Source organism: Demequina sp. NBRC 110057 (genome assembly GCF_002090175.1).
In the GTDB taxonomy this organism is placed as follows: domain Bacteria; phylum Actinomycetota; class Actinomycetes; order Actinomycetales; family Demequinaceae; genus Demequina.
Map to the genome: position 1 here is coordinate 53361 of NZ_BBRN01000004.1, position 20204 is coordinate 73564.

The window sequence follows — 20204 nt, forward strand, 5'->3', positions numbered from 1 at the left end:
CCTTGGGGAGCGGGGTTACTCCTCCGGGAGGACGTCGCTCTCCTCGATCAGGCCCAGGTCGACCAGGTTGAGCTGGTGCTCGTGGAAGGTGCTCGCGAAGCGCACCTCACCGGAGTCGGGGTCCGTCGCGTAGAACAGCCAGTCCTCATCGGCGGGGGTGGCCGCGGCCTCGAAGGCCTCGGGGCCGGTCGACCAGATGGGCGTGGGCGGAAGCCCCTTGTGCATGTACGTGTTGTACGGCGAGTCGACCGCGTAGCCGTCATCGGAGACGGTCCTCTCGTCCGAACGCACGATGTAGTCGAGCGGCGCGGCGATCTCGAGCATCATGTCCGCGTCGAGCCGATTGCGGATCACCGCCGCGATGCCGCGCATGGCCTCGGTGTCGCCGGTGTTCGCCTCTGCGCCCACGATGGTCGCGATCGTCACGGTGTCTTTCCACTCTGAGCGCGGGACTCCGGCGTTCTCCAGGAGGGTGGCGGCGGAGTTCGCCATGGCGTCGGCCGCGGGGTCAAGCCCGTCCTCATCGCCGAACGCGTAGGTGACGTTGCCCACGATCCACCCCTCGGGCTCGCCCTCGGCCTCCGGGGGGAGTGCCGCGGTGAGCGCTTCGAGCGCCTCGGTCTCGGTGGAGCTTGTCGCCGCAGCGAGAGACGCCGCGATGGTCTCGATCCTTGCGCCGTCGGCGACTTCGATGGTGACCTGCGACGCCTCGTCCGGCGCTGCCGTCTCGCTTGGCGTCACTGACGGCTCGGAGCTCGGCGAGGGGGCCGCCGACTCCGACACGGACGGCGAGGGGGTCGCGGGAAGCACCGTGGCATCGGCCCCGCGCAACTGAAGGACGCCGAACGTGCCAGCGCCCACGACGCCGACTCCGGCGAGCGTCGTGACTCCCGCCCTCACTCCACGGTCCCGCCTCACGCGGCGCGTGACCGCGCCGTACCCGGCGGCGAGGTCGGTCGAGGCGAAGCGGGCCGCTCCGTCGCTGGCGATGGCGGCGAACTGGTCGCGTGCGGTGCTCATCGGGTGCCTCCTTGGTGGTGGACGGGGACCGTCTCGGGGTGGTCGGTGGGGAAGTCGGTGGTGGAGACCAGGGGTCGCAGGCGAGCGATGCCGTCGGACAGGTAGCGCTTGACGCTGCCCTCGGCGAGGCCGAGTTCCGCGGCGACGCCGGCGATGGGCAGGTCGTCGAGGTACCTCAGCACCACGCACGCGCGCTCGCGCGGGGGAAGGGTGAGGATCGCCGCGTGAAGGTCGAGGTGGGTGTCGGCGCCGGGGGCGGGGTCGGGGCTCGCGGCCGATGCTCCCGCGAAGTCCCCCTGGTCGCCGGGGTGGCGCTGGGGTCGCGCCTCGGCACGCCGGTGCGAGTCGATGAAGGCGGTGGAGATGGCGCGCTTGACGTAGCTGTGGGCCTCGTTGACGGTGCCCGAGCGGCGGTTCACGCGGAACGTGCGCACCAGCGCGTCCTGCAGCAGGTCCTCCGCGGCATGCGCGTCGCCCGTGAGGACGTACGCGTAGCCGAAGAGCGCGGCGGCCCGCTCGTGCATCAGCGCGTCGAGGGTGTCCTTCCAGCGGCTCATGGGTGCCTCCTTGGCGTCATGCTGGCACGAACGCAGCGCGTTCTCCCCAGGTTGGGTCGCGCGGCGGATTTTTCCCCAGACGGCCGATGCGGTGGCTTGCCTGCCGTCCGGCGCGACTTAGCCTGGTCGCACCATGACCGATGACACCCTGGCCTACGAGGTCACCTTCCGGCGCCGCCAGCGCAACATCATCCTGCGCGTCCAAGGCGACGGCTCGCTCACGGTGTCCGCCCCGCACGGCACGCCCCAGGCGCGGATCGACGAGTTCGTCGCGTCCAAGCAGCGGTGGATTTCCAGGCGGCGTGCGGCGGCGGCGGATCTGCCGCCGCGGGTCGAGCGCGACTCCGCGGAGTTCCGTGCCGGACAGTCGGCGATGCGCGGCGACCTGGCCACCTTGATGCCGCTATGGTGCGAGCGCATGGGCGTGGCCACGCAGCCGCGCGTCACGATCAAGGTGATGAGCACACGCTGGGGATCCTGCAACGCGCGGCTCCACAAGATCAACCTCAACGTCGAGCTCGCGCGCCGCGGCACGGACGCGCTCGAATACGTGCTCGTGCACGAGCTCGCGCACCTGTTCCACCAGAACCACGGCCCGGGCTTCTACGCCCTGATGGACGAGATGCTTCCCGATTGGAGGGCGCGCCGGAAGGCCTTGCGGGCGCTGCAGTAGGCGTCGCTTAGGGGTCCAGCGTGTAGGTCGCCTGGCTCTGATCCTCGAGCATGAGGTCACGGCCTTCGCCCGCCCCGGGAAGGCGCACCTGGACGGCAACCGAGAAGCTGTCCCCCGCGAGTGCTCGGGTCAACGCTGACGTGTCGAGGGTGGCACCAGCGAACTCGCTCACGCGGGTCTCACCCTGCAGGCTGGCCCCGGGGGCGAGCTCGGCGAGGCGCGAATCAGACGACTGCACGGTGGCCCGGTCCGTCGACGTGAACCACAGGTCGTCCGCAGCCATGGTGAGCATGGCGACCTCGGGAACCGTGGTGCCTCGGTCGCCCGGCGCCACCTCAAGCAGCACCGCCACTGACTGATCGTCCAGCGTGAGGGTCTCGTCGGAAAGATTCACGATGTCCCAACCGACCACGATGGCGTCGCCCGAACCCTCCCGCCGTAGTGTCGTGTCGACGTAGATCAGCGGCGCGTCGCCCACCCAGACTGCCGGGCATTCGGAAGCGACGACGCCAGTGAGCGGCAGGTCGCGCGGGTCATCTCCCTCGCCCCACGTGCACGCGAGTGCGGCCTGCGCCTCGTCGCTGTGCGTCGGGTCCTCCTGGGTTCGCGCCTGGGCGTCCTCCCACAGGGACGCGGCGTCGGCGGCTCCTGTCTCGGTAGCCGTCGTGGTCTTGGCGGCGGACGCGGAGGGGGAGGGCGAGCCGCTCGCAGGAGCGACGGTCGTCGGCTCGCCACGCAAGGCGAGCGGTCCCGCCACCGCGGCGGCGATCACGGCAACCGAGGCGACCGACGTCGCCGCGTAGCCGGCGGAGCGGCGACGCCTGGCGCGCCCCACTGCCGCCACGCCCGACTCCGGGTGCCCGCCGAGGTCGGTGTCGGCGAAGGCCCGGCCCTCGTCCTCGATCAGGGCCGCGAGGCCCCGGCTCAGCTGCTCGCTCATCGTGCTGCTCCCTTCGTCGCGACGGGGACGTGGCGGCCGCCGCCGGCCACCGCATCGGCCGTGTCGAGGCCCCAGTCGCCGTGGCGAGCCTGGAGGCGCGCCATGGCATCGGACAGGTACTTGCGAACGGTGCCGGCGGTGAGGCCGGTCTCCTCGGCGATGGCGACGGCGCTGAGGCCGTCGACGTACCGCATGACGATGCAGGCACGTTCGCGGGGGCTGAGAATCGACAGCGCCTGGATGAGGGCGGAACGGTCGGCGACGGCGTCCGCGTGATCGGGGCTGGGGGAGTCTGGCACTACGTCCGTCGGGGTGCTGGGCCGGGCCGATGCGCGACGATGCCCGTCGATCGCCGCCGTCTGCATGGCGCGCTTGACGAACGCGTGCGCCTCGTTGAGGGACGCGTCTCCGCGTCCTCGCTTGAAGGTGCGAACCAGGGCGTCCTGGAGGAGGTCCTCCGCCGCGTGCCGGTCGCCGGTGAGCGCCACGGCGTAGCCGAAGAGGGCAGGTCCGCGCTCGCGGATGAGCGCGTCCACGGTGACGGCCCACGGCTTTGCCGCGGCCCGCGGCCTCATCGCGCCGTCCTCGTCGTCATCGCGTCCCCCTGGGTGTCGTGCCGATGGTCTCACCAGGTCATACGCATCGGCGCCCAGAAACGCGGGGGTCGCTTTCGTGTTTGCGTCGTCCCCAGGCCTTGTGGTGGTGGGGTGTTGTCCACAGTTTTTGTGGGTTTACCTGGGATGTCAGTGGTCGGGGGCATGCTGGTGTCATGACCTTTTCCACGTCCGCTTTGGCCGACAGCGTTGCCGCTGCCGGCGTCTTTGAGGGAGCGGATCTGGCCTCGACCCCGGCATCCCGGCTGGTGGAGGTCAAGGACGCTGTCGCGCGGGTGCGGCGCATGGCCGATGCCCTGCTGGTCGAAGTGGCCGGGGAGATCGCCCGCCGCTCCACCAAGGACGACGGTGTGGGCGGGCTTGCCCGCACCCGAGGGTTCACTTCACCGGGCAGGATGCTGGCCGATGCATTGGGTGGCTCCGAGGCCGAAGCGCACCGGTTACTCAAGGTCGCCGAGGCTACGCAGCCTTCCCTTGATGCCGACAGTGGCAGCGAGACCGCACCGCGGTTCCCGGTGATCGCGTCCGCGGTGCGCTCCGGCAGGCTGTCGATGGAGATCGCCGCCGTGCTCACGCGCGCATTGGAGAGGATCGCACAGGTCGCCCCGGACACGGTGGCGGGCCTGGAGAAGCGGATGGTCGCCAAGGCCGCGACCCTGTCCTTGGCCGATGTGAGGCGCATGGTCGCCGCCCACGAAGCCGCACATCGGCCCTTGGATGTGAAGGAACGCGATCAGGCGGCGTTCGACAACCGATACGTACAGATCAAGGACGAGGCCGACGGATCGGTCGCCATCCATGCCCGTCTCGATGTCGCCACCGCAGCCCCCATCGTCACCGTCCTCAAGGCTGCGGTGAAGAAAGTCATGCAAGCCAGGCGTGACAGTGCCCACGACAAGGGCATGACCGGCATGGACTACACCGTCGATGAACGCACCCCCGGCCAAATCCACGCCGACACCCTGTCCGCCCTCGCCAGACACGCCCTGGGCTGCGAGACGGTGCCCACCGGGGTAACGACCACCATCGTGGTCCGCGTCAACCAGGCAGACCTCCAGTCCGGGACGGGCTGTGCGAGCGTGGACGGCATCGACTCCTTCATCCCCGTCACCACCGCAACCCAGATGACCGTCGACGCCGAGATTCAACCCCTGATCATGGGCGACAGCATCCTGCCGATCGGCAAAGGCCCCAAAAAGCGTCTATTCACCGAGGACCAGAAACTCGCCCTCCTCGAACGCGACGGAGGCTGCGCCTGGTGCCACGCCCCACCCTCCTCCTGCGAAGCCCACCACCTGCGCTGGTGGCAACACGGCGGCACAACCACCCTGGACAACGGCGTCATGCTCTGTGTCTCCTGCCACCACCGCATCCACGCCCACCACTGGGACATCACCATCCACCACCAACACGTCTGGTTCACCCCACCCGCCACCATCGACCCCACCCGCACCCCCAGAATCGGAGGCAAAACCCACTACCAACTCGACGGCTAGCGCGACGCCCGGGGCGCTTTGCCCCAGGCTGCGCGGCTAGACGAGGCTTCACCGCGGCATCGGCCCTGTGCCATACTGACCGCGATGCACACCGCGATGATCATTCCGTAGCGCGTCGGCGACACCCTCCCCGACGCGCAGCCTCCCCACCCCGGGAGGCTTTTTTTGTGGGGATGGCGGCGCCGAGGCGAAACGGTGTGACGTGACTGGCCGAGGAGGCACACGATGACGGATCTCACTGTGGAGGTCTACGACACCACGCTGCGTGACGGCGCCCAGCAGGAGGGCATGAACCTCTCGGTCGCCGACAAGATGGCGATCGCGCCCCTCCTGGACGAGCTCGGCGTGGGAGTCATCGAGGGCGGCTGGCCCGGCGCCGTGCCTAAGGACACCGAGTTCTTCGGCCTCGCCGCCAAGGAGCTCACGTTCCGTAATGCCCAGCTCGCCGCCTTCGGTATGACGCGCAAGGCCGGTACGACGGCCGGCTCCGACCCCCAGGTGCGCGCCCTCCTCGACTCCGAGGCGCCCATCATCACGCTCGTGTGCAAGTCGGATATCCGTCACGCCGAGCGTGCCCTGCGCGTTAGCCCCGACGAGAACCTCGCGATGATCGAGGAGACCTTCGCCTTCCTCACGGGCGAGGGCCGCCGCGTCATCATGGACGCCGAGCACTTCTTCGACGGCTACCGCTTCGACCCCGAGTACACCGTGCGCGCCCTCCAGGCGGCGGTCAACGGTGGCGCCGACACCCTGTGCCTGTGCGACACCAACGGCGGCATGCTCCCCGAGGACGTCACCGAGATCGTGTCCGCCGTCCGCGCCCGCGTGGACCTCCCGCTCGGCATGCACGCGCACAACGACTCCGGCTGCGCCGTCGCGAACTCGATGGCCGCCGTCGCCGCCGGCGCCACCCACGTCCAGGGCTGCATCAACGGCTACGGCGAGCGCACGGGCAACGCCGACATCGTCTCGGTGGTCGCCAACCTCGAGCTCAAGAAGGGCCTGACGGTCCTCAAGGGCGGCGGCCTCACCGAGGCCACCCGCATCGCCCACGCCATCTCCGAGATCACCAACATCGCCCCCTTCGCGCGCCAGCCGTACGTGGGCGCCAGCGCCTTCGCGCACAAGGCAGGGCTCCACGCGAGCGCCATCCGCGTCGACCCCGACCTCTACCAGCACACCCAGCCCGAGCACGTCGGCAACGGCCTGCGTATGCTCGTGTCCGACATGGCGGGCCGGGCGAGCATCGAGCTCAAGGGCAAGGAGCTCGGCTTCGACCTCGAGGGGCAGGGCGAACTGCTCGGCCGCGTCACGGACCGCGTCAAGCACGCCGAGGCCGCCGGCTACACCTTCGACGCGGCCGATGCCTCGTTCGAGCTGCTGCTGCGCTCGGAACTGGGCGAGGACAACGTGTACTGGGATGTCGAGACTTGGCGCGTGCGCGTCTCCTCGAAGCCGGGCGACCCCACCGATGCCGACGCCGAGGCAGTCATCAAGCTGCACGCCGGGGGAGAGCGCCACGTCGCCGTCGGCGAGGGAAACGGCCCCGTCAACGCCCTCGACCACGCCCTGCGCTCCTCGCTCAAGGCCGCCTACCCGGAGATCGAGGCCTTCGAGCTCACCGACTTCAAGGTGCGCATCATGGAGGCGAGCCACGGCACCGACGCCATCACCCGCGTCCTCATCACCACCGTCCACCGCGAGACGGGCCGCAGTTGGCGCACCGTCGGCGTCGGGCCCAACGTCATCGAGGCCGCCTGGGAGGCGATGGTCGACTCGCTCGTCTACGGCCTCCTCAAGGAGGGCGTCGAGCGGCGCTGAGCCGCGGCATCGGCCACACCTCAAACGGGGAGACAATAGAGCCATGCACGGTGAATACAAGGTTCCTGGCGGCAAGCTCGTCATCGCCGACGTCGAGGCGGACGGCGACACCCTCACGAGGGTCGTGATCTCCGGCGACTTCTTCCTGGAACCGGCCGAGGCGATCCACGAGATCCGCCTCGCCCTGACCGGGATGCCGGCCGCCGCATCGGTCGCCGACCTCGCCGCCGCCGTACAGCGGGCTGCCGGTCCCGACGCTCACTTCGTGGGCTTCAGCCCCGAGGCCGTCGCCATCGCCGTGCGTCGCGCCCTGGGCCACGCCACCGGCTGGCATGACCACACCTTCGAGGTGTTGCACGACGAGCCGCGCGAGCCCCACCTGCAGATGGCGCTCGACGACGTCATCTCCCGCGCCGTCGCCGACGGCAGGCGCGGCCCCACCCTGCGCATCTGGGAGTGGGCCTCCTCGGCCGTCGTCATCGGCTCCTTCCAGTCGCTCGCCAACGAGGTGGATCCGGAGGGTGCCGCCAAGCACGACGTCACCGTCACGCGGCGCGTCTCGGGCGGCGGTGCCATGTTCATCGAGCCTGGTAACACCATCACCTACTCGCTTTCGGTGCCGCCCTCGCTCGTCGAGGGGCTGAGCTTCGAGCAGTCCTACGCCTTCCTCGACGACTGGGTGCTTGGTGCCTTGGCGGACGTGGGTATCAAGGCTCGTTACGTCCCCCTCAACGACATCGCCTCCGATGCGGGCAAGATCGCCGGCGCCGCTCAGAAGCGGTACGCCTCCGGCGCCGTCCTCCACCACGTGACGATGGCCTACGACATCGACGCCGACGCGATGATGGAGACCCTGCGCATCGGCCGCGAGAAGATGTCCGACAAGGGCACCAAGAGCGCCAACAAGCGCGTGGACCCGCTGCGCAGCCAGACCGGCATGGCGCGCGAGGCGATTATTGACGCCTTCCTCGCACACTTCGCGAGCCGCTACGCGACCCACGCGGGCGCCGTCACTCCCGACGAGCTCGCCGAGGCAAAGTCCCTGGTGGACTCCAAGTTCTCGACGCCTGAATGGATCGGGCTGGTTCCCTAAGGACTCTGGGTCGGCGGGGGTCGCGGGTGTTAGTGGACCGCGACCCCGATGATCGAGCCGATCGCGTAGGTGATCGCCATCGCGAGCGATCCGCCCACGATGTTGCGGATGACCGAGCGGCGGCGGGGCGAGTGGGCCCAGCGTGCCGCCACGTAGCCCGTGACGGCGAGCGCCGCGATCACGGCGACGTAGGTGGCGGGCACCTGCGCGCTCGTCGGGACCAGCAGCACCGTCAGCAGGGGCAGCAGGCCGCCGCTCGTGAAGGCGAGCAGCGACGCCCAGGCTGCGTGCCACGGGTTGGTGATCTCGTCGGGGTCGATGCCGAGGTGCATGCGCGCATGAATGGAGACCGGGTCGTGCGCCGTCTGCTCCTGCGCGGCGATCGTGGCGGTCTCCCGGCTCATGCCGGTCTCCATGTTGAGCTCGACCAACTGCGCGAGCTCCCAGTCGGGGCGGACCTGGTGCCAGCGGTGCTCGCGGCGCAGCTGCGACTTCTCGGCATCGGACTGCGAGGACACCGAGACGTATTCGCCGACGCCCATCGACAGGGCGCCGGCCGTGAGGCCCGCGACGCCCGCCGCGAGGATGGCGCCGTGGTTGTCGGGGGTCGCCGCCGCCACGCCGATGACGAGGCCCGCGACGGACACGATGCCGTCGTTCGCCCCCAGCACCGCGGCGCGCAGCGCGTTGAGGCGGCGGGAGACGGATTCCTCGTCAATATCGTGGGGGTCGCGGGTGGCCATGGCATGAGGGTAGGCCGATGCCGGGGCCGCCCGCCAGCAAGGCAAGCCTTTCTTACGCGCCCCCGAAATACCTGGTAGACGCCCCGAAAAGGAGATTTCGGCGCGCCGTCGCCGGGCGCTACTGAGGGCCGACGTGCAGCAGCTCGATCACCGGCGCTCCCGCCTCGTCCGAGGCGTCGAGGTCCACGAGGGCCGTGATCGCCCAGTCGCGATCGCCGTCGAGGTCGTCGATGACCTGCCGCACCAGCCAGCGTCCCTCGGGCAGGGCGGCGTCGGGAGTCGAGGCGAGCGCGGCCTGCGCCCGCGCCTCGCCGTGGTCCCCGCTCGGCTCCACGAATGTGACGAGCGCGGCGGAGCGGGCGTCGGGGCCGATGCGGATGGCGTCGTCTCCCTGCGCCACGAACAGCGGATCCAGGGCGTCCCGCCAGGCGTCAGCGCTCCAGCCGGCACCGCCGTCGAGGGCGCCGAGCGCCGCGTAGTCCTCGCGCGCCGCGAGCTCCACGCGGCGGAACATGGCGCCCTGCACCAGGCGCCGCAGCGCACGCGGGTTGCCCGTCATCGGCTTCGCGGGACCGGCCGCGGAGAAGGCGCCCACCGCGGCGGCGGGATCCACGTCGTCGGCGACCACGGCATCGGGGTTCATGAGGCGCTCCCACTCGTCGAGCAGCGACGAATCAGTGGTGCGCACCAGGTCGCCCAGCCACTCCGTGATCGCGACCACCTCATCGGTGCGGTGCTCCTCCGGCACTGTCTGGCGCAGCGCCCGGTATGCCTCCGCGAGGTAGCGCAACACCACGCCCTCGGTGCGTTCAAGGCCGTAGGCGGAGACGAGGTCGCCGAACGACATCGCCTTCTCCAGCATGTCGCGCACCACGGACTTGGGGGAGAGCTCGGCGTCGAGGACCCAGGGGTTCGCGCGTCGGTAGGTGATGAAGGCGGGCTCGAGCAGGTCGGCGAGCGGCCGCGGCCACGTCACCTCCTCGAGGAGCTCCACGCGCTCGTCGTACTCGATGCCATCGGCCTTCATCGCGGCCACCGCCTCGCCGCGTGCCTGGTACTGCTGGGCAACCAGGACCTGGCGGGGGTCGGACAGCGTCGACTCGATGACGGAGACCACGTCGAGGGCGTGGTCGGGGGCCTCGACGTTGAGCAGGTCCATGGCGGCCAGCGCGAAGGGCGACAGCGGCTGGTTGAGCGCAAAGTGGCGCGGCACGTCCACCGTGAGCCGCACCGAGGGGCGTTCACCGCGCGGGTGGCTCACGTCCGGCACCCGCACGTGCTCGACGACGCCGGCGATCCTGAGCGAACGGTAGATCCTGAGCGCCTGCCTCACGTGCGCCGAGCGCTGCGCCTCCGTCTCGTGGATGGCGGCAAGGAGGTCGCGCATCGCGAGCACGGGGTCCTGCGCCTCGCGGCCCAGCGCGGCGTTCTCCTGGCCGCGCGCGAGGACGTTGAGCACCATCGCGTGCGTCACCACAAAGCGGCTGGTGAGCGGCTCCGGGGGAGCGTCGCGCAGGCGCTCGAAGGTGGCATCGGTCCAATTCACGGAGCCCGCCGGGGCCTTCTTGCGCACAATCTTCTTGCGCTTCTTCGGGTCCTCGCCCGCCTTCTCGAGGAGTTTGCGGTTCTCGATAACGTGCTCGGGCGCCATCACGAGGACCTCGCCCTCGGTGTCGAAGCCCGCGCGGCCGGCGCGGCCCGCGATCTGGTGGAACTCTCGCGCCGTGAGGTGGCGCATGCGTTCGCCGTCGTACTTGACGAGCGAGGTGAGCAGCACCGTGCGGATGGGCACGTTGATGCCCACGCCGAGGGTGTCGGTGCCGCAGATGACCTTCAGCAGGCCCTGCTGGGTGAGGCGCTCCACGATGCGCCGGTACTTGGGAAGCATGCCGGCGTGGTGAACGCCGATGCCCGCGCGCAGGAACTTCGACAGCGTCTTGCCGAAGCCGGTGCCAAAGCGGATGCCGTCCAGGGCATCGGCGATCGCCGCCTTTTCTGTCTTGGACGCGACCTGCATGCTCAGCAGCGCCTGGGCGCGCTCTACGGCGTCCTTCTGCGTGAAGTGCACCACGTAGACGGGGGAGCGGCCCGTCTGGACCACCCGCTCCACGACCTCGGGCAGGGGCTCGACCACGTAGTCGAAGCTCAGCGGGACGGGGCGCTCAAGCGTGGTGACCTCGGCGACCGCGCGGTCCGAGCGCGACGAGAGGTCCTCGACCAGCCACGCGGTGTCGCCCAGGGTCGCCGACATCAGCACGAACTGCGTGTCCGGCAGCTCCAGCAGCGGCACCTGCCACGCCCACCCGCGCTGGGGGTCGGCGTAGAAGTGGAACTCGTCCATGACGACCAGGGAGGCGTCGGTCGCGGCGCCGTCGCGCAAAGCGAGGTTGGCGAGGATCTCCGCGGTGCAGCAGATGATGGGCGCGTCGGCGTTCACCGCCGAGTCGCCGGTCATGAGCCCCACGTTCTCCGAGCCGAACATGTCGATGAGCGCGAAGAATTTCTCCGAGACCAGGGCCTTCAGCGGGGCCGTGTAGAACGTGCGGCCGCCGGTGCCGGCACGGTGGGCGGCAAGCGCGGCGAAGTGCGCCCCCGCCGCGACGAGCGACTTCCCCGAGCCGGTGGGTGTCGCCAAGATGACATGCGAGCCCGAGACGATTTCCATGAGCGCCTCGTCCTGGTGCGGGTAGAGCACGAGGTGCTGGTCGGCGGCCCAGGCTGCAAAGGCCTCGTAGATGGCGTCGGGGTCGGGTGCCTCACCCGGCGTGGCGGCGGGGAGGCGGCTGAGGAGGGTGGCGTCGGCGGCAGTCATCGCGACCATTGTCCCGTGTTGCCGGGCGTCGTGGGGCCGATGCCGGGGTCCCCGTCAGCCCCGGCGCGCCTGGATGGCGGCGGAGGCGAGGAAGGTGAGAAGTCCCGCCCAGACGACGATGCCGGCCACGCCCGCCGCGGGGAGGCCATAGAACGACGCGACGAGGCACGCGATCGCCGCGCCGCCCATCGCGCAGGCCGAGTGGGCGAAGGCGTGGGTGAGGATGCGGTTGTCGCGTTCGTCGGCGAGCCCGTTCGCGGTGCGGCTTGCGAGGCCGCGGCGCGGGTTGACGGTCCACAGAACGAGGATCAGGGCGAGAGTCACTGCCCCGCCCTGGATGGCGCCCTTGCCGATGGAATCGTGGCCGGTGGCGTAGGAGACGACGGCGATAGCGGTGACGGCGGCGATGGCGGCGGTGGCGCTCGCGATCTTGGCGATGAGGGGCGTGGGGCGGGCGTCAGTCGACATGGAAGATCTCCTCGATGGTGGCGGCGAAGAAGGCGGCGATCGCGAAGGCGAGTGGAAGAGAGGGGTCGTAGCGACCCTTCTCGATCGAATTGACGGTCTGGCGAGAGACGCCGAGCGCATCGCCGAGCGCGGCCTGGGAGAGGCCTCGGGCCTCGCGGCGCTCGCGGACGTCGTTGCGCATCGTGCTCCTTCGTGTGACAAGCGACCTTGACATGTCAAGGGTGCTTGACATGTCAGGGCGTGTCAACAGCGAGGTGAGGGCTGATGTTCCTACGAGGGGCGGCGAGCGGCGGGAATGAGGGCTGACGTTCCTAGGCGGAGGGGCGGGAGCCCATCACCGCCGTGCCGACGCGCACCATGGTCGCGCCCTCGGCGATCGCCCACTCGAGGTCGTTCGACATGCCCATCGACAGATGCCACGCCGTCGACAGATCGATCGCGCCTCGCTCCGAGGAGATCAAGGCGGTATCCCGGATCTCGCGCAACGTGCGATACCCGGCCCGCACCTCGTCCTCCACGGGGGAGTTCAGCCCGATCGTCATGAACCCCACCACCTCGAGCGCGGGCAGCGCCTGGACGGCCGCCGCGAGGTCTAGCGCCTCCGCGGGCGCGACGCCCGCCTTCGACTCCTCGCCCGAGACGTTGACCTGGATCATCACCTGCAGGTCGCGCCCGGCCTCGAGGCACAGGCGCGACAGTCGCTCCGCGAGCCGCAGCGAGTCAACGGTCTGCACGCATGCCGCGTACTCGACGGCGATCGCCGCCTTGTTGCGCTGCAACTGCCCGATGACGTGCACCACCGCGCCGGCCTCGCGCAGCGCCTCACCCTTGTCGGCGAGCTCCTGCATTTTTGACTCTCCTACGAGGCGAGCCCCGCCGGCCACGGCCCTTGCCGCCGCCGCGGCGTCCCACGCCTTGGTGGCGACGAGCACCTGGACGCCGGATCCCGCGCGCCCCGCGGCGGCCTCGGCGACGTGCACCCTAGCGCGCACGTCGGCCAGCGCCGCCGCGTAGTCGTGTCCGGTGGGGGTGGTGGAGAGCGTCATGAGTCCTTCCCGATGGGGGCGGTCGAGGCGCCGGTGAGGCGCACCAGGTCGGCGGGGGCAAGCGACACGTCGAGGCCGCGCCGGCCTCCCGAGACGTAGACGGTGTCGTGGTCGAACGCCGACGAGTCCAGCACGGCCGGAAGTCGCTTGCGCCCTCCCAGCGGCGAGATGCCGCCCACCACGTAGCCGGTGGCGCGTTCGGCATCGGCCGGATCCGCCATCACGGCCCTCTTGGCGCCCACGGCCTTCGCCGCCGCCTTGAGGTCAAGCGAGCCGGACACGGGAACGATCCCGATCGTTAGCACCCCGTCGGCAAGGAAGCACAGCGTCTTGAACACCTCGCGGGGAGAGACGCCCAGCGCCTCGGCGGCCTCGAGACCGTAGGACAGCGAGGAGGACGCGTCGTGCTCGTAGGGGTGGACGCCGTGGTGCACGCCCTCCTTCTCGAGCAGCGCCAGGGCGGGGGTGCCGGTGGGGGACGTGCGGGCCATGGCCCCATTGTGGCCTATCGTTTCCGCGTGACTTCCGACGCCCCCGCACACGTGGACATGTGGACCGACGGCGCCTGCAAGGGCAACCCCGGCGTCGGAGGCTGGGGCACCCTCATGGTGTGGAACGGCCGCGAGAAGGAGATCTTCGGCGGCGAGAAGGACACCACCAACAACCGCATGGAACTCACGGCGGTCATCGAGGGTCTGCGCCTGCTCAAGCGTCCCTGCCAGATCACGCTGCACGTGGACTCGCAGTACGTCATGAACGGCGTCACCAAGTGGATCCACGGCTGGAAGCGCAACGGCTGGAAGACCGGCGACAAGAAGCCCGTGAAGAACAAGGAGCTCTGGATCGAGCTCGACGAGCAGGTCGCGCGCCACGAGATCAAGTGGGTCTGGGTGAAGGGCCACGCCGGGGACCCCGGCAACGAGAGGGCCGATGCCCTGGCCAACAAGGGTGTCGACCAGGCCCGCCGCGGCTAAACCCATGAGCCTGCCGTCCACGATCGCCTCCGCGGTCGAGCACCGGCTCGAGATCAAGCGGTCCGTCTTCCTGACCCGGCTCACCCCGGTCTCCTCCCTGGAGGCGGCCGATGCCGTGGTCGCCTCGATCCGCAAGGCCGACTGGGACGCGCGTCACCACTGCGTCGCCCTCGTCATCGGCCCCCACGGCGAGCGCCAGCGCTCGACCGACGACGGCGAACCGGCGGGCACGGCCGGGGTGCCAATGCTCGAAGTCTTGCGCCACCGCGACGTGACCGACGTCGTGGCCGTCGTGAGCCGGTGGTTCGGCGGCGTCAAGCTCGGCGCCGGGGGACTGGTGCGCGCCTATGGCTCGGCGGTGTCGGCCGCGCTCGACGAGGCGCGCTGGGTGGACCGCGTGCCCCTCACCTCGCTGAGCCTCGAGGTGCCGCACGCCGACGCCGGCCGCGTGCTCGCGTCCCTGCACACCTGGGCCGATGCCCACGGCGCTGTCCTCGACGACCCCCTCTACGGGGTCGCGGCGACCCTGGGGCTGCGCGTCGCGCCCGAGGCAGTCGACGCCGCCCGCGCCGAGGTGGCGGCGCTCACGCAGGGCGCCGTCGAGGCCGTCGTGGGGGAGACAACGATCGTCGACCGGCTCCGCTGAGTCCCCGCGGGCGTGGCGTGTACCAGGATGGGCGCATGACAGCCGACGCCCGCACCGCCGGAATGCCGCTCCTCGTGGTGCTCGGGCTCGTGTGCCAGGAGGCGGGGGCCGCGGTCGCCGTCAATCTCATGCCGGACGTGGGCCCCTGGGGCGTCATCGCGATGCGCCTCGCGTTCTCGGCGGTCGTGCTGCTTCCCCTCGCGGTGGTCAGCCTGCGGCGAGGGGGCGCCATCCATTGGCCCACCGTCGTCGCCTTCGGCGTGGCGCTCGCTGGAATGAACGCCTTCTTCTACCTCGCGCTCGAGCGCATCCCGCTCGGCATCACCGTCACCATCGAGGTGCTGGGCCCGCTCGTGCTGTCCGTGGTGGCGAGCCGCTCGTGGCAGGGGCTCCTGTGGGCGGCGCTCGCGGCGGCCGGCGTGATCCTGCTGGGCGGGGGAGCGCACGACCTCGACCTGCTGGGAGTGCTCTTCGCCGCCGGCGCCGCCGTCATGTGGGCCGCCTACATCCTCACGGCCCGCGCCGCGGGCGCCGCCATGCCCGGCGTCGTGGGACTCGCGCTCGCGATGGTGGTGGGGTCGGTGCTGACCCTCCCCGTCGCCGGAGCCGTGGTGGGGGCGGCCCTGCTGCAACCCCACGCGCTCGCGCTCGGCCTCGCCGTCGCGGTGCTGTCCTCCGCTATCCCCTACGGCATCGAGCTGTCGGCCCTGCGGCGCATGAAGGCCGAGACCTTCGCGATCCTGCTCGCCCTCGCTCCCGCCATCGCCGCGCTCGCGGGCCTTGTGCTTCTCGACCAGCGCCTCACCTGGGCGGTCGCGGCGGGCATCGGGCTGGTCACGATCGCCGGAGTGGGCGCGGTGATCTCCGCGGGCCGACGGGCCGTGCCGGCCTCCGAGGAGGCCGTGGTCGACGTGATGATGGACGAGGCTGACCAGGGCCCATCGTCCCGGCCGGACCAGGGCAGCACCGCCCTAGACTGACGCGCGATGAGCGCCGTCGCCCCCTCCGCCCGTCGCGCCCGCAGCAGGCTCGCGACGCGCTGGGCCGTGCTTGCGAGCCTCCTCGCGCTGGGCCTCGGCCTCGCGATGGGTGCCGCCCACGCGGCCGGTGCCGTGGGCGACGCGACCACCACCGTCGCCGCGACGCACGCGGGGCTTCACCCCGTCGAAAGTGCCACGGGAACCACCTGCGCGACCTGCGGGGACCACGACGATGGCGTCATGGTCGCGTGCCTCATGACGCTTGCCGTCATCGCCCTCGTCGCAGCAGTGCGCCCCCTACCAGTGGCGACGCTGATCACCCGCCGCGCGCCGGCATCGGCCGCCGTCCCGCTTCCGCGCGCGCTCGCGCGCACCCCCGACCTCACCGCCTTGGGCGTCTGCCGGACGTGAGCTGAGCGCGCCCCGCTCACCACTTCCGTTTCAGACAAAGGACAACCCCATGTTTTCGACCCGTACCCTGGCGCGCCACGGCGCCGCCGTGACAGTGCTCGCCCTCGCCCTCGCCGCCTGCGCGGCCGACCCCGCCGAGGCGCCGAGCGCCGACGCGTCGGCGACCACCGCATCGGCCGCCGACGAGATCCTCGCGGCCCACGACCTCGCCGGCCTCACCGCCCGCGAGGTGATCGACACGCTCGACGCGACGGCGCTCGAGGACCGCGACGCCGAGCTGATGGCCTCGATCCGCCCCGACGAGCTACTGCTCACCGATGCCGACGGCACCGAGGCGAGCCTGCCCATGCCGGACGACGCGTTCTACGTGTCGCTCGCGCCGTACGTCGACTCCACCCATGAGTGCTACTTCCACTCCCTGACCACCTGCACGGGCGAGATGCAGGCCGAGGATATCGATGTCACGGTGACCGACGTGGCGACGGGCGAGGTGCTGGTCGACGAGGAGATGACCACCTTCGCGAACGGCTTCGTGGGGCTGTGGCTGCCGCGCGACGCCGAGGTGGACGTCACCATCACGCAGGATGGCCTGACCGCCACCGAGCGGCTCACGACCGACGACGCCGACGACGCGACCTGCGTCACCACGATGCAGCTCGCGTAGCGGCGCGGCCGCCGGGGTCGGCGTCGGTGGCGCGCGCTACTGTGCACGCGTGGACATCGACGTCGTCAATCCTGCCGACGGGACCGTGCTCGCCACGGTCCCGCTGACCTCGGCGGCCCAGGTCGCCTCGCTTACTGCCGAGGCGGAACGGGTGTTCCGCTCGCGCGTCTGGTCGGGCCTGGCGCCCCGCGAGCGTGCCGCGGCGATGCTGCGGCTCGCCGACCTGATGGAGCGCGACGCCGAGGTGCTCGCGCGGCTCGACTCTGAGGACGCCGGCAAGCCCATCACGGAGGCGCGCGAGGGCGACATCCCCGGCGCCATCGAGTCGATCAGGTGGTTCGCCGAGGCGGCGGACAAGCTCGCGGGCACGGCCCCTGCCACGGCCCCCGGCGTGCTCGCCTACACGGTGCGCGAGCCGTTCGGTGTGGTCGCCGCGATCCTGCCGTGGAACTATCCGCTCGCCATGGCGGCCTGGAAGATCGGCCCGGCCCTCGTCGCCGGCAACTGCCTCATCCTCAAGCCGGCCGATGCCACGCCCAGGTCGGTCCTGCACGTCGCCTCGCTCGCGCTCGAGGCCGGGATCCCGCCCGCCGTGCTCACCGTCGCGACGGGGGACGGGCCCACCACGGGCGCCGCGCTCGCTGCCGACCCGCGCATCGGTGCCCTGTCCTTCACCGGGTCGACGGCGACCGGCCGCGCGATCCTCGAGGCGTCGGCCCGCTCCAACCTCAAGCGCGCGAGCCTCGAGATGGGCGGCAAGGCGCCCCACGTCGTGATGCCCGACGCGCTCGGCCTGGGCGACGCGCTCATCGATGGCATCACGGAGGCGGCGTTCCTCACGGCGGGCCAGAACTGCACCGCCGGCTCGCGAATCCTGGTGCACGAGTCGATCCACGACGAGGTGGTAGAGCGGCTCGCCGCAGCCGCGTCCGCGCTCGTGCTGGGCGACCCTGCCGACCCGGCGACCCAGGTGGGGCCGGTCATCAATGTTGCGGCGGCCGACCGCATCCTCGCGGCCATCGACGGCGCGGTGTCCCGCGGCGCCGTGGCGGTCGCCGGTGGCGGCGAGGTAGCGGTGGTGGAGGGAGGGCGCTACGTCGCCCCGACGGTCCTCGCGAACGTTGACCCCGCCGACCCGATCCTCACCACGGAGATCTTCGGGCCCGTCACGACCGTGCAGCGCTTCTCGACCCGCGAGGAGGCGATCGCGCTCGCCAATGCCGTCGAGTACGGCCTCCAGGCCACGGTGTGGACGGCGCGCCTGGACGATGCGCTCGCTTTGGCCGGTGGGATCGAGGCGGGCACCGTGTCCGTGGGGGCGTACAGCGAGGGCGACATGACAGTGCCGTTTGGCGGCTGGAAGGCGTCGGGATTCGGCGGCGCCGAGAAGTCCCTCGCGGCCTTCCACCAGTGGACCCGCGAGAAGGCGGTGTGGATCGAGCTGCCCGCGGACTGACGCTCCGTCGCGCGCCGACCCCCGACGCGACGACGCCCCCGGAGCGTGGCTCCGGGGGCATCGTGCGGCGGCTGGACGGGGACGCTTCGCAGCGTGCCCGGCTCGCCGGAGGTGGCGAGGGTTAGGGACGCGTCACCGCGTGCCAGCCTCGCCGGATGGGGAGCCGTCGGCGGCATCGGCCACCGCGACGGGGACCTCGGCGCCCGACAGGGGTGCGGCGGCCAGCTCGGCCTCTGCGCGCTCCTCGGCCGTGGGCTCCGTGATGGTGACCTCCTGCGTGGGACGGAAGCGCACCAGCAGCGCAGCCGTGACGGCGGCGACCAGCACGGCAGCGACCGACACCCACATGGCGGTGGTGAAGCCGTGGACCGCGGCCTGGGCCTGGTCCGCGTCGAGCCCGCCGTTGTCGGTGATCCACCGCGCCGTGGCGTTGGCGGCCACCGTGTTGAGCAACGCGATGCCGATCGAGCCGCCCACCTGCTGGGTGGTGTTGAGCGTCGCCGAGACCACGCCCGCATCGGTGCCGCGCACCCCGCCGGTGGCGGTCGCCATCGACGGCATGAACGTCATGCCCATGCCGAGCCCCAGGAAGATCAGGCCGGGGAACACGTGCAGCCAGTACGAGGAGCCGACCTCGATCTGCGTGAGGAACGCGAGGGATCCCGCCGCCAGCAGCAGGCCGGGGATCATGAGGCGGCGCGGGCCCACCCGGGGGAGCAGGCGGGCGGAGATGCCCACCGAGCCGGTCATCATGCCGACGACCATGGGAAGGAACGCGACGCCCGTCTTCATGGGGGAGAAGCCCTGGATGCCCTGCAGGTAGTAGGTGAGAAACAGGAAAACGCCGAACATGCCGATCTGGCTCAGCCCCACGGCGGCGAGCGCCCCCACGCGGTTGCGGTCGCGCAGCAGGTGCAGGGGCAGGAGGGCGTGCGGGGTGCGGCGCTCGACGGCGACGAACACTGCCATGAGGATCACTCCCGCCGCGAGCGAGCCGAGCACGATGGCCGAGCCCCAGCCGTCCGTCTCCGCCTCCGACAGGCCGTAGACGATCGCGAGCAGTCCGGCCGAGGCGAGCACGGCGCCGGGGATGTCGAGGCGCACGCGCACGTCGCCGCTGCCGCGGTCGTGAAGGAACAGCGAGGCGCCGATGACGGCGACGATGGCGATGGGCACGTTGACCATGAGGGTCCAGCGCCAGTCGACGTACTGGGTGAGGGCGCCGCCGAGGATGAGGCCGATCGCGGCGCCACCTCCCGCGATCGCTCCGTAGATGCCGAGCGCCCTGGCGCGCTCCTTAGCTTCGGTGAAGGTGACGTTGAGCATCGACAGTGCCGCGGGAGCGAGCAGGGCGGCGAAGACACCCTGGAGGGCTCGGGCGGAGATGAGCATCTCGAAGTTGCTGGCGACGCCGCCGAGCGCGGAGGCGCCGGCGAAGCCGATGAGGCCGATGAGCAGGGTGCGCTTGCGGCCGATGACGTCGCCGAGGCGCCCGCCGAGCAGCAGCAGGCCGCCGAACGCGAGCGTGTAGGCGGTGATGACCCACTGGCGGTCGGCGTCGGAGATGCCGAGGTCGGCCTGCGCGGTGGGCAGCGCGATGTTGACGATGGTCATGTCGAGCACGACCATGAGCTGCGCGAGGCCGATGGCGGCCAGTCCCCACCAGCGGCGGGGATCGGGGGTGGTGTCCATGGGGGACCTTTCGTGGAAGGGCGCGCACCGGCACGGGTGGCCGATGCGGGCGGCGCTGTCCGTGGGGTGCCGGAGGGCGGTGGCTTGCCCCGGGCGTG

At 71.1% G+C, this 20204-nt stretch carries 21 protein-coding genes; 10 read left to right on the forward strand and 11 right to left on the reverse strand.

What is annotated here, in order from left to right:
• Positions 1-15: 15 nt before the first annotated feature.
• Both B7K26_RS05055 and B7K26_RS05060 read right to left on the reverse strand, forming a co-directional pair.
• Positions 16-1020 carry an endolytic transglycosylase MltG gene (locus B7K26_RS05055; protein ID WP_084077684.1) on the reverse strand — a complete coding sequence of 335 codons (1005 nt, stop codon included), beginning with the start codon at positions 1018-1020 and terminating at the stop codon, positions 16-18.
• Entirely contained in the window at positions 1017-1577 is a 561-nt protein-coding gene (locus B7K26_RS05060) for a SigE family RNA polymerase sigma factor (RefSeq protein WP_143340505.1), read from the reverse strand. The genes B7K26_RS05055 and B7K26_RS05060 overlap by 4 nt, the downstream gene beginning before the upstream one ends.
• Positions 1578-1710: 133 nt before the next feature.
• Between B7K26_RS05060 and B7K26_RS05065 the strand changes: the two genes are divergently transcribed.
• Positions 1711-2250, forward strand: coding sequence for a M48 family metallopeptidase (locus B7K26_RS05065; protein ID WP_084077686.1), 540 nt, complete (start codon positions 1711-1713; stop codon positions 2248-2250).
• A gap of 7 nt (positions 2251-2257) precedes the next feature.
• Here the strand turns inward: B7K26_RS05065 and B7K26_RS12930 are convergent, their stop codons facing one another.
• Entirely contained in the window at positions 2258-3190 is a 933-nt protein-coding gene (locus tag B7K26_RS12930) for a hypothetical protein (protein ID WP_159449614.1), read from the reverse strand.
• Positions 3187-3765: an RNA polymerase sigma factor gene (locus tag B7K26_RS05080; RefSeq protein WP_084077691.1), complete on the reverse strand. Its 579-nt coding sequence runs from the start codon at positions 3763-3765 to the stop codon at positions 3187-3189. Before B7K26_RS05080 ends, B7K26_RS12930 begins: the two co-directional genes overlap by 4 nt.
• Positions 3766-3959: 194 nt before the next feature.
• On the opposite strand from B7K26_RS05080, the gene B7K26_RS05085 reads away from it, so the two are divergent.
• The 3 genes from B7K26_RS05085 to B7K26_RS05095 all read left to right on the forward strand — a co-directional run bounded on the left by B7K26_RS05085 (position 3960) and on the right by B7K26_RS05095 (position 8214).
• The gene (locus B7K26_RS05085; protein ID WP_159449615.1) at positions 3960-5300 is read left to right on the forward strand and encodes an HNH endonuclease signature motif containing protein; all 1341 of its coding nucleotides are present in this window, start codon (positions 3960-3962) and stop codon (positions 5298-5300) included.
• Between the two features lie 225 nt (positions 5301-5525).
• Positions 5526-7121 (forward strand): citramalate synthase, encoded by a 1596-nt coding sequence (gene cimA / locus B7K26_RS05090; RefSeq protein ID WP_084077694.1) that lies wholly within the window; start codon positions 5526-5528, stop codon positions 7119-7121.
• 43 nt (positions 7122-7164) lie between these two features.
• Positions 7165-8214, forward strand: coding sequence for a biotin/lipoate A/B protein ligase family protein (locus tag B7K26_RS05095; RefSeq protein WP_084077696.1), 1050 nt, complete (start codon positions 7165-7167; stop codon positions 8212-8214).
• Positions 8215-8243: 29 nt separating this feature from the next.
• Here B7K26_RS05095 and B7K26_RS05100 read toward each other — a convergent pair whose 3' ends face one another.
• From B7K26_RS05100 to ybaK, 6 genes are all read right to left on the reverse strand, one after another.
• Positions 8244-8957 carry a VIT family protein gene (locus B7K26_RS05100; protein ID WP_084077697.1) on the reverse strand — a complete coding sequence of 238 codons (714 nt, stop codon included), beginning with the start codon at positions 8955-8957 and terminating at the stop codon, positions 8244-8246.
• Between the two features lie 118 nt (positions 8958-9075).
• Positions 9076-11778 carry a DEAD/DEAH box helicase gene (locus B7K26_RS05105; protein ID WP_084077699.1) on the reverse strand — a complete coding sequence of 901 codons (2703 nt, stop codon included), beginning with the start codon at positions 11776-11778 and terminating at the stop codon, positions 9076-9078.
• Between the two features lie 45 nt (positions 11779-11823).
• Entirely contained in the window at positions 11824-12237 is a 414-nt protein-coding gene (locus tag B7K26_RS05110) for a hypothetical protein (protein WP_084077701.1), read from the reverse strand.
• A complete protein-coding gene (locus B7K26_RS05115; protein ID WP_084077703.1) occupies positions 12227-12418 on the reverse strand; it encodes a helix-turn-helix transcriptional regulator in 192 nt (63 codons plus the stop codon). The genes B7K26_RS05110 and B7K26_RS05115 overlap by 11 nt, the downstream gene beginning before the upstream one ends.
• A gap of 130 nt (positions 12419-12548) precedes the next feature.
• A complete protein-coding gene (locus B7K26_RS05120; RefSeq protein ID WP_084077704.1) occupies positions 12549-13283 on the reverse strand; it encodes a YggS family pyridoxal phosphate-dependent enzyme in 735 nt (244 codons plus the stop codon).
• Complete coding sequence (gene ybaK / locus B7K26_RS05125; RefSeq protein ID WP_084077706.1) at positions 13280-13774, reverse strand: Cys-tRNA(Pro) deacylase; 495 nt, start codon at positions 13772-13774, stop codon at positions 13280-13282. The genes B7K26_RS05120 and ybaK overlap by 4 nt, the downstream gene beginning before the upstream one ends.
• 57 nt (positions 13775-13831) lie before the next feature.
• Between ybaK and rnhA the strand changes: the two genes are divergently transcribed.
• The 6 genes from rnhA to B7K26_RS05155 are packed head-to-tail and all read left to right on the forward strand — an operon-like array spanning position 13832 to position 18414.
• A complete protein-coding gene (rnhA, locus tag B7K26_RS05130) occupies positions 13832-14257 on the forward strand; it encodes a ribonuclease HI (RefSeq protein WP_084078554.1) in 426 nt (141 codons plus the stop codon).
• Positions 14258-14261: 4 nt separating this feature from the next.
• Positions 14262-14903, forward strand: coding sequence for a YigZ family protein (locus B7K26_RS05135; protein WP_084077708.1), 642 nt, complete (start codon positions 14262-14264; stop codon positions 14901-14903).
• Between the two features lie 35 nt (positions 14904-14938).
• Positions 14939-15883: a DMT family transporter gene (locus B7K26_RS05140; RefSeq protein WP_084077710.1), complete on the forward strand. Its 945-nt coding sequence runs from the start codon at positions 14939-14941 to the stop codon at positions 15881-15883.
• A 6-nt stretch (positions 15884-15889) separates the two neighbouring features.
• Positions 15890-16294, forward strand: a complete 405-nt coding sequence (locus B7K26_RS05145) for a hypothetical protein (RefSeq protein ID WP_084077712.1) — start codon at positions 15890-15892, stop codon at positions 16292-16294.
• A gap of 49 nt (positions 16295-16343) precedes the next feature.
• Positions 16344-16958, forward strand: coding sequence for a CueP family metal-binding protein (locus B7K26_RS05150; RefSeq protein WP_084077714.1), 615 nt, complete (start codon positions 16344-16346; stop codon positions 16956-16958).
• Positions 16959-17007: 49 nt separating this feature from the next.
• Positions 17008-18414: an aldehyde dehydrogenase family protein gene (locus B7K26_RS05155; protein WP_084077715.1), complete on the forward strand. Its 1407-nt coding sequence runs from the start codon at positions 17008-17010 to the stop codon at positions 18412-18414.
• Positions 18415-18546: 132 nt separating this feature from the next.
• On the opposite strand, the gene B7K26_RS05160 is transcribed toward B7K26_RS05155, so the two are convergent.
• A complete protein-coding gene (locus B7K26_RS05160) occupies positions 18547-20106 on the reverse strand; it encodes an MFS transporter (protein WP_084077717.1) in 1560 nt (519 codons plus the stop codon).
• Positions 20107-20204 lie beyond the last annotated feature (98 nt).

What these genes read in the sequence shown, in the direction of transcription:
- B7K26_RS05055 (WP_084077684.1), bottom strand. Translation starts at nt 1,020, where the DNA reads ATGAGCACCGCACGCGACCAGTTCGCCGCCATCGCCAGCGACGGAGCG.
- B7K26_RS05060 (WP_143340505.1), bottom strand. Translation starts at nt 1,577, where the DNA reads ATGAGCCGCTGGAAGGACACCCTCGACGCGCTGATGCACGAGCGGGCC.
- B7K26_RS05065 (WP_084077686.1), top strand. Translation starts at nt 1,711, where the DNA reads ATGACCGATGACACCCTGGCCTACGAGGTCACCTTCCGGCGCCGCCAG.
- B7K26_RS12930 (WP_159449614.1), bottom strand. Translation starts at nt 3,190, where the DNA reads ATGAGCGAGCAGCTGAGCCGGGGCCTCGCGGCCCTGATCGAGGACGAG.
- B7K26_RS05080 (WP_084077691.1), bottom strand. Translation starts at nt 3,765, where the DNA reads ATGAGGCCGCGGGCCGCGGCAAAGCCGTGGGCCGTCACCGTGGACGCG.
- B7K26_RS05085 (WP_159449615.1), top strand. Translation starts at nt 3,960, where the DNA reads ATGACCTTTTCCACGTCCGCTTTGGCCGACAGCGTTGCCGCTGCCGGC.
- cimA (WP_084077694.1), top strand. Translation starts at nt 5,526, where the DNA reads ATGACGGATCTCACTGTGGAGGTCTACGACACCACGCTGCGTGACGGC.
- B7K26_RS05095 (WP_084077696.1), top strand. Translation starts at nt 7,165, where the DNA reads ATGCACGGTGAATACAAGGTTCCTGGCGGCAAGCTCGTCATCGCCGAC.
- B7K26_RS05100 (WP_084077697.1), bottom strand. Translation starts at nt 8,957, where the DNA reads ATGGCCACCCGCGACCCCCACGATATTGACGAGGAATCCGTCTCCCGC.
- B7K26_RS05105 (WP_084077699.1), bottom strand. Translation starts at nt 11,778, where the DNA reads ATGGTCGCGATGACTGCCGCCGACGCCACCCTCCTCAGCCGCCTCCCC.
- B7K26_RS05110 (WP_084077701.1), bottom strand. Translation starts at nt 12,237, where the DNA reads ATGTCGACTGACGCCCGCCCCACGCCCCTCATCGCCAAGATCGCGAGC.
- B7K26_RS05115 (WP_084077703.1), bottom strand. Translation starts at nt 12,418, where the DNA reads ATGCGCAACGACGTCCGCGAGCGCCGCGAGGCCCGAGGCCTCTCCCAG.
- B7K26_RS05120 (WP_084077704.1), bottom strand. Translation starts at nt 13,283, where the DNA reads ATGACGCTCTCCACCACCCCCACCGGACACGACTACGCGGCGGCGCTG.
- ybaK (WP_084077706.1), bottom strand. Translation starts at nt 13,774, where the DNA reads ATGGCCCGCACGTCCCCCACCGGCACCCCCGCCCTGGCGCTGCTCGAG.
- rnhA (WP_084078554.1), top strand. Translation starts at nt 13,832, where the DNA reads ATGTGGACCGACGGCGCCTGCAAGGGCAACCCCGGCGTCGGAGGCTGG.
- B7K26_RS05135 (WP_084077708.1), top strand. Translation starts at nt 14,262, where the DNA reads ATGAGCCTGCCGTCCACGATCGCCTCCGCGGTCGAGCACCGGCTCGAG.
- B7K26_RS05140 (WP_084077710.1), top strand. Translation starts at nt 14,939, where the DNA reads ATGACAGCCGACGCCCGCACCGCCGGAATGCCGCTCCTCGTGGTGCTC.
- B7K26_RS05145 (WP_084077712.1), top strand. Translation starts at nt 15,890, where the DNA reads ATGAGCGCCGTCGCCCCCTCCGCCCGTCGCGCCCGCAGCAGGCTCGCG.
- B7K26_RS05150 (WP_084077714.1), top strand. Translation starts at nt 16,344, where the DNA reads ATGTTTTCGACCCGTACCCTGGCGCGCCACGGCGCCGCCGTGACAGTG.
- B7K26_RS05160 (WP_084077717.1), bottom strand. Translation starts at nt 20,106, where the DNA reads ATGGACACCACCCCCGATCCCCGCCGCTGGTGGGGACTGGCCGCCATC.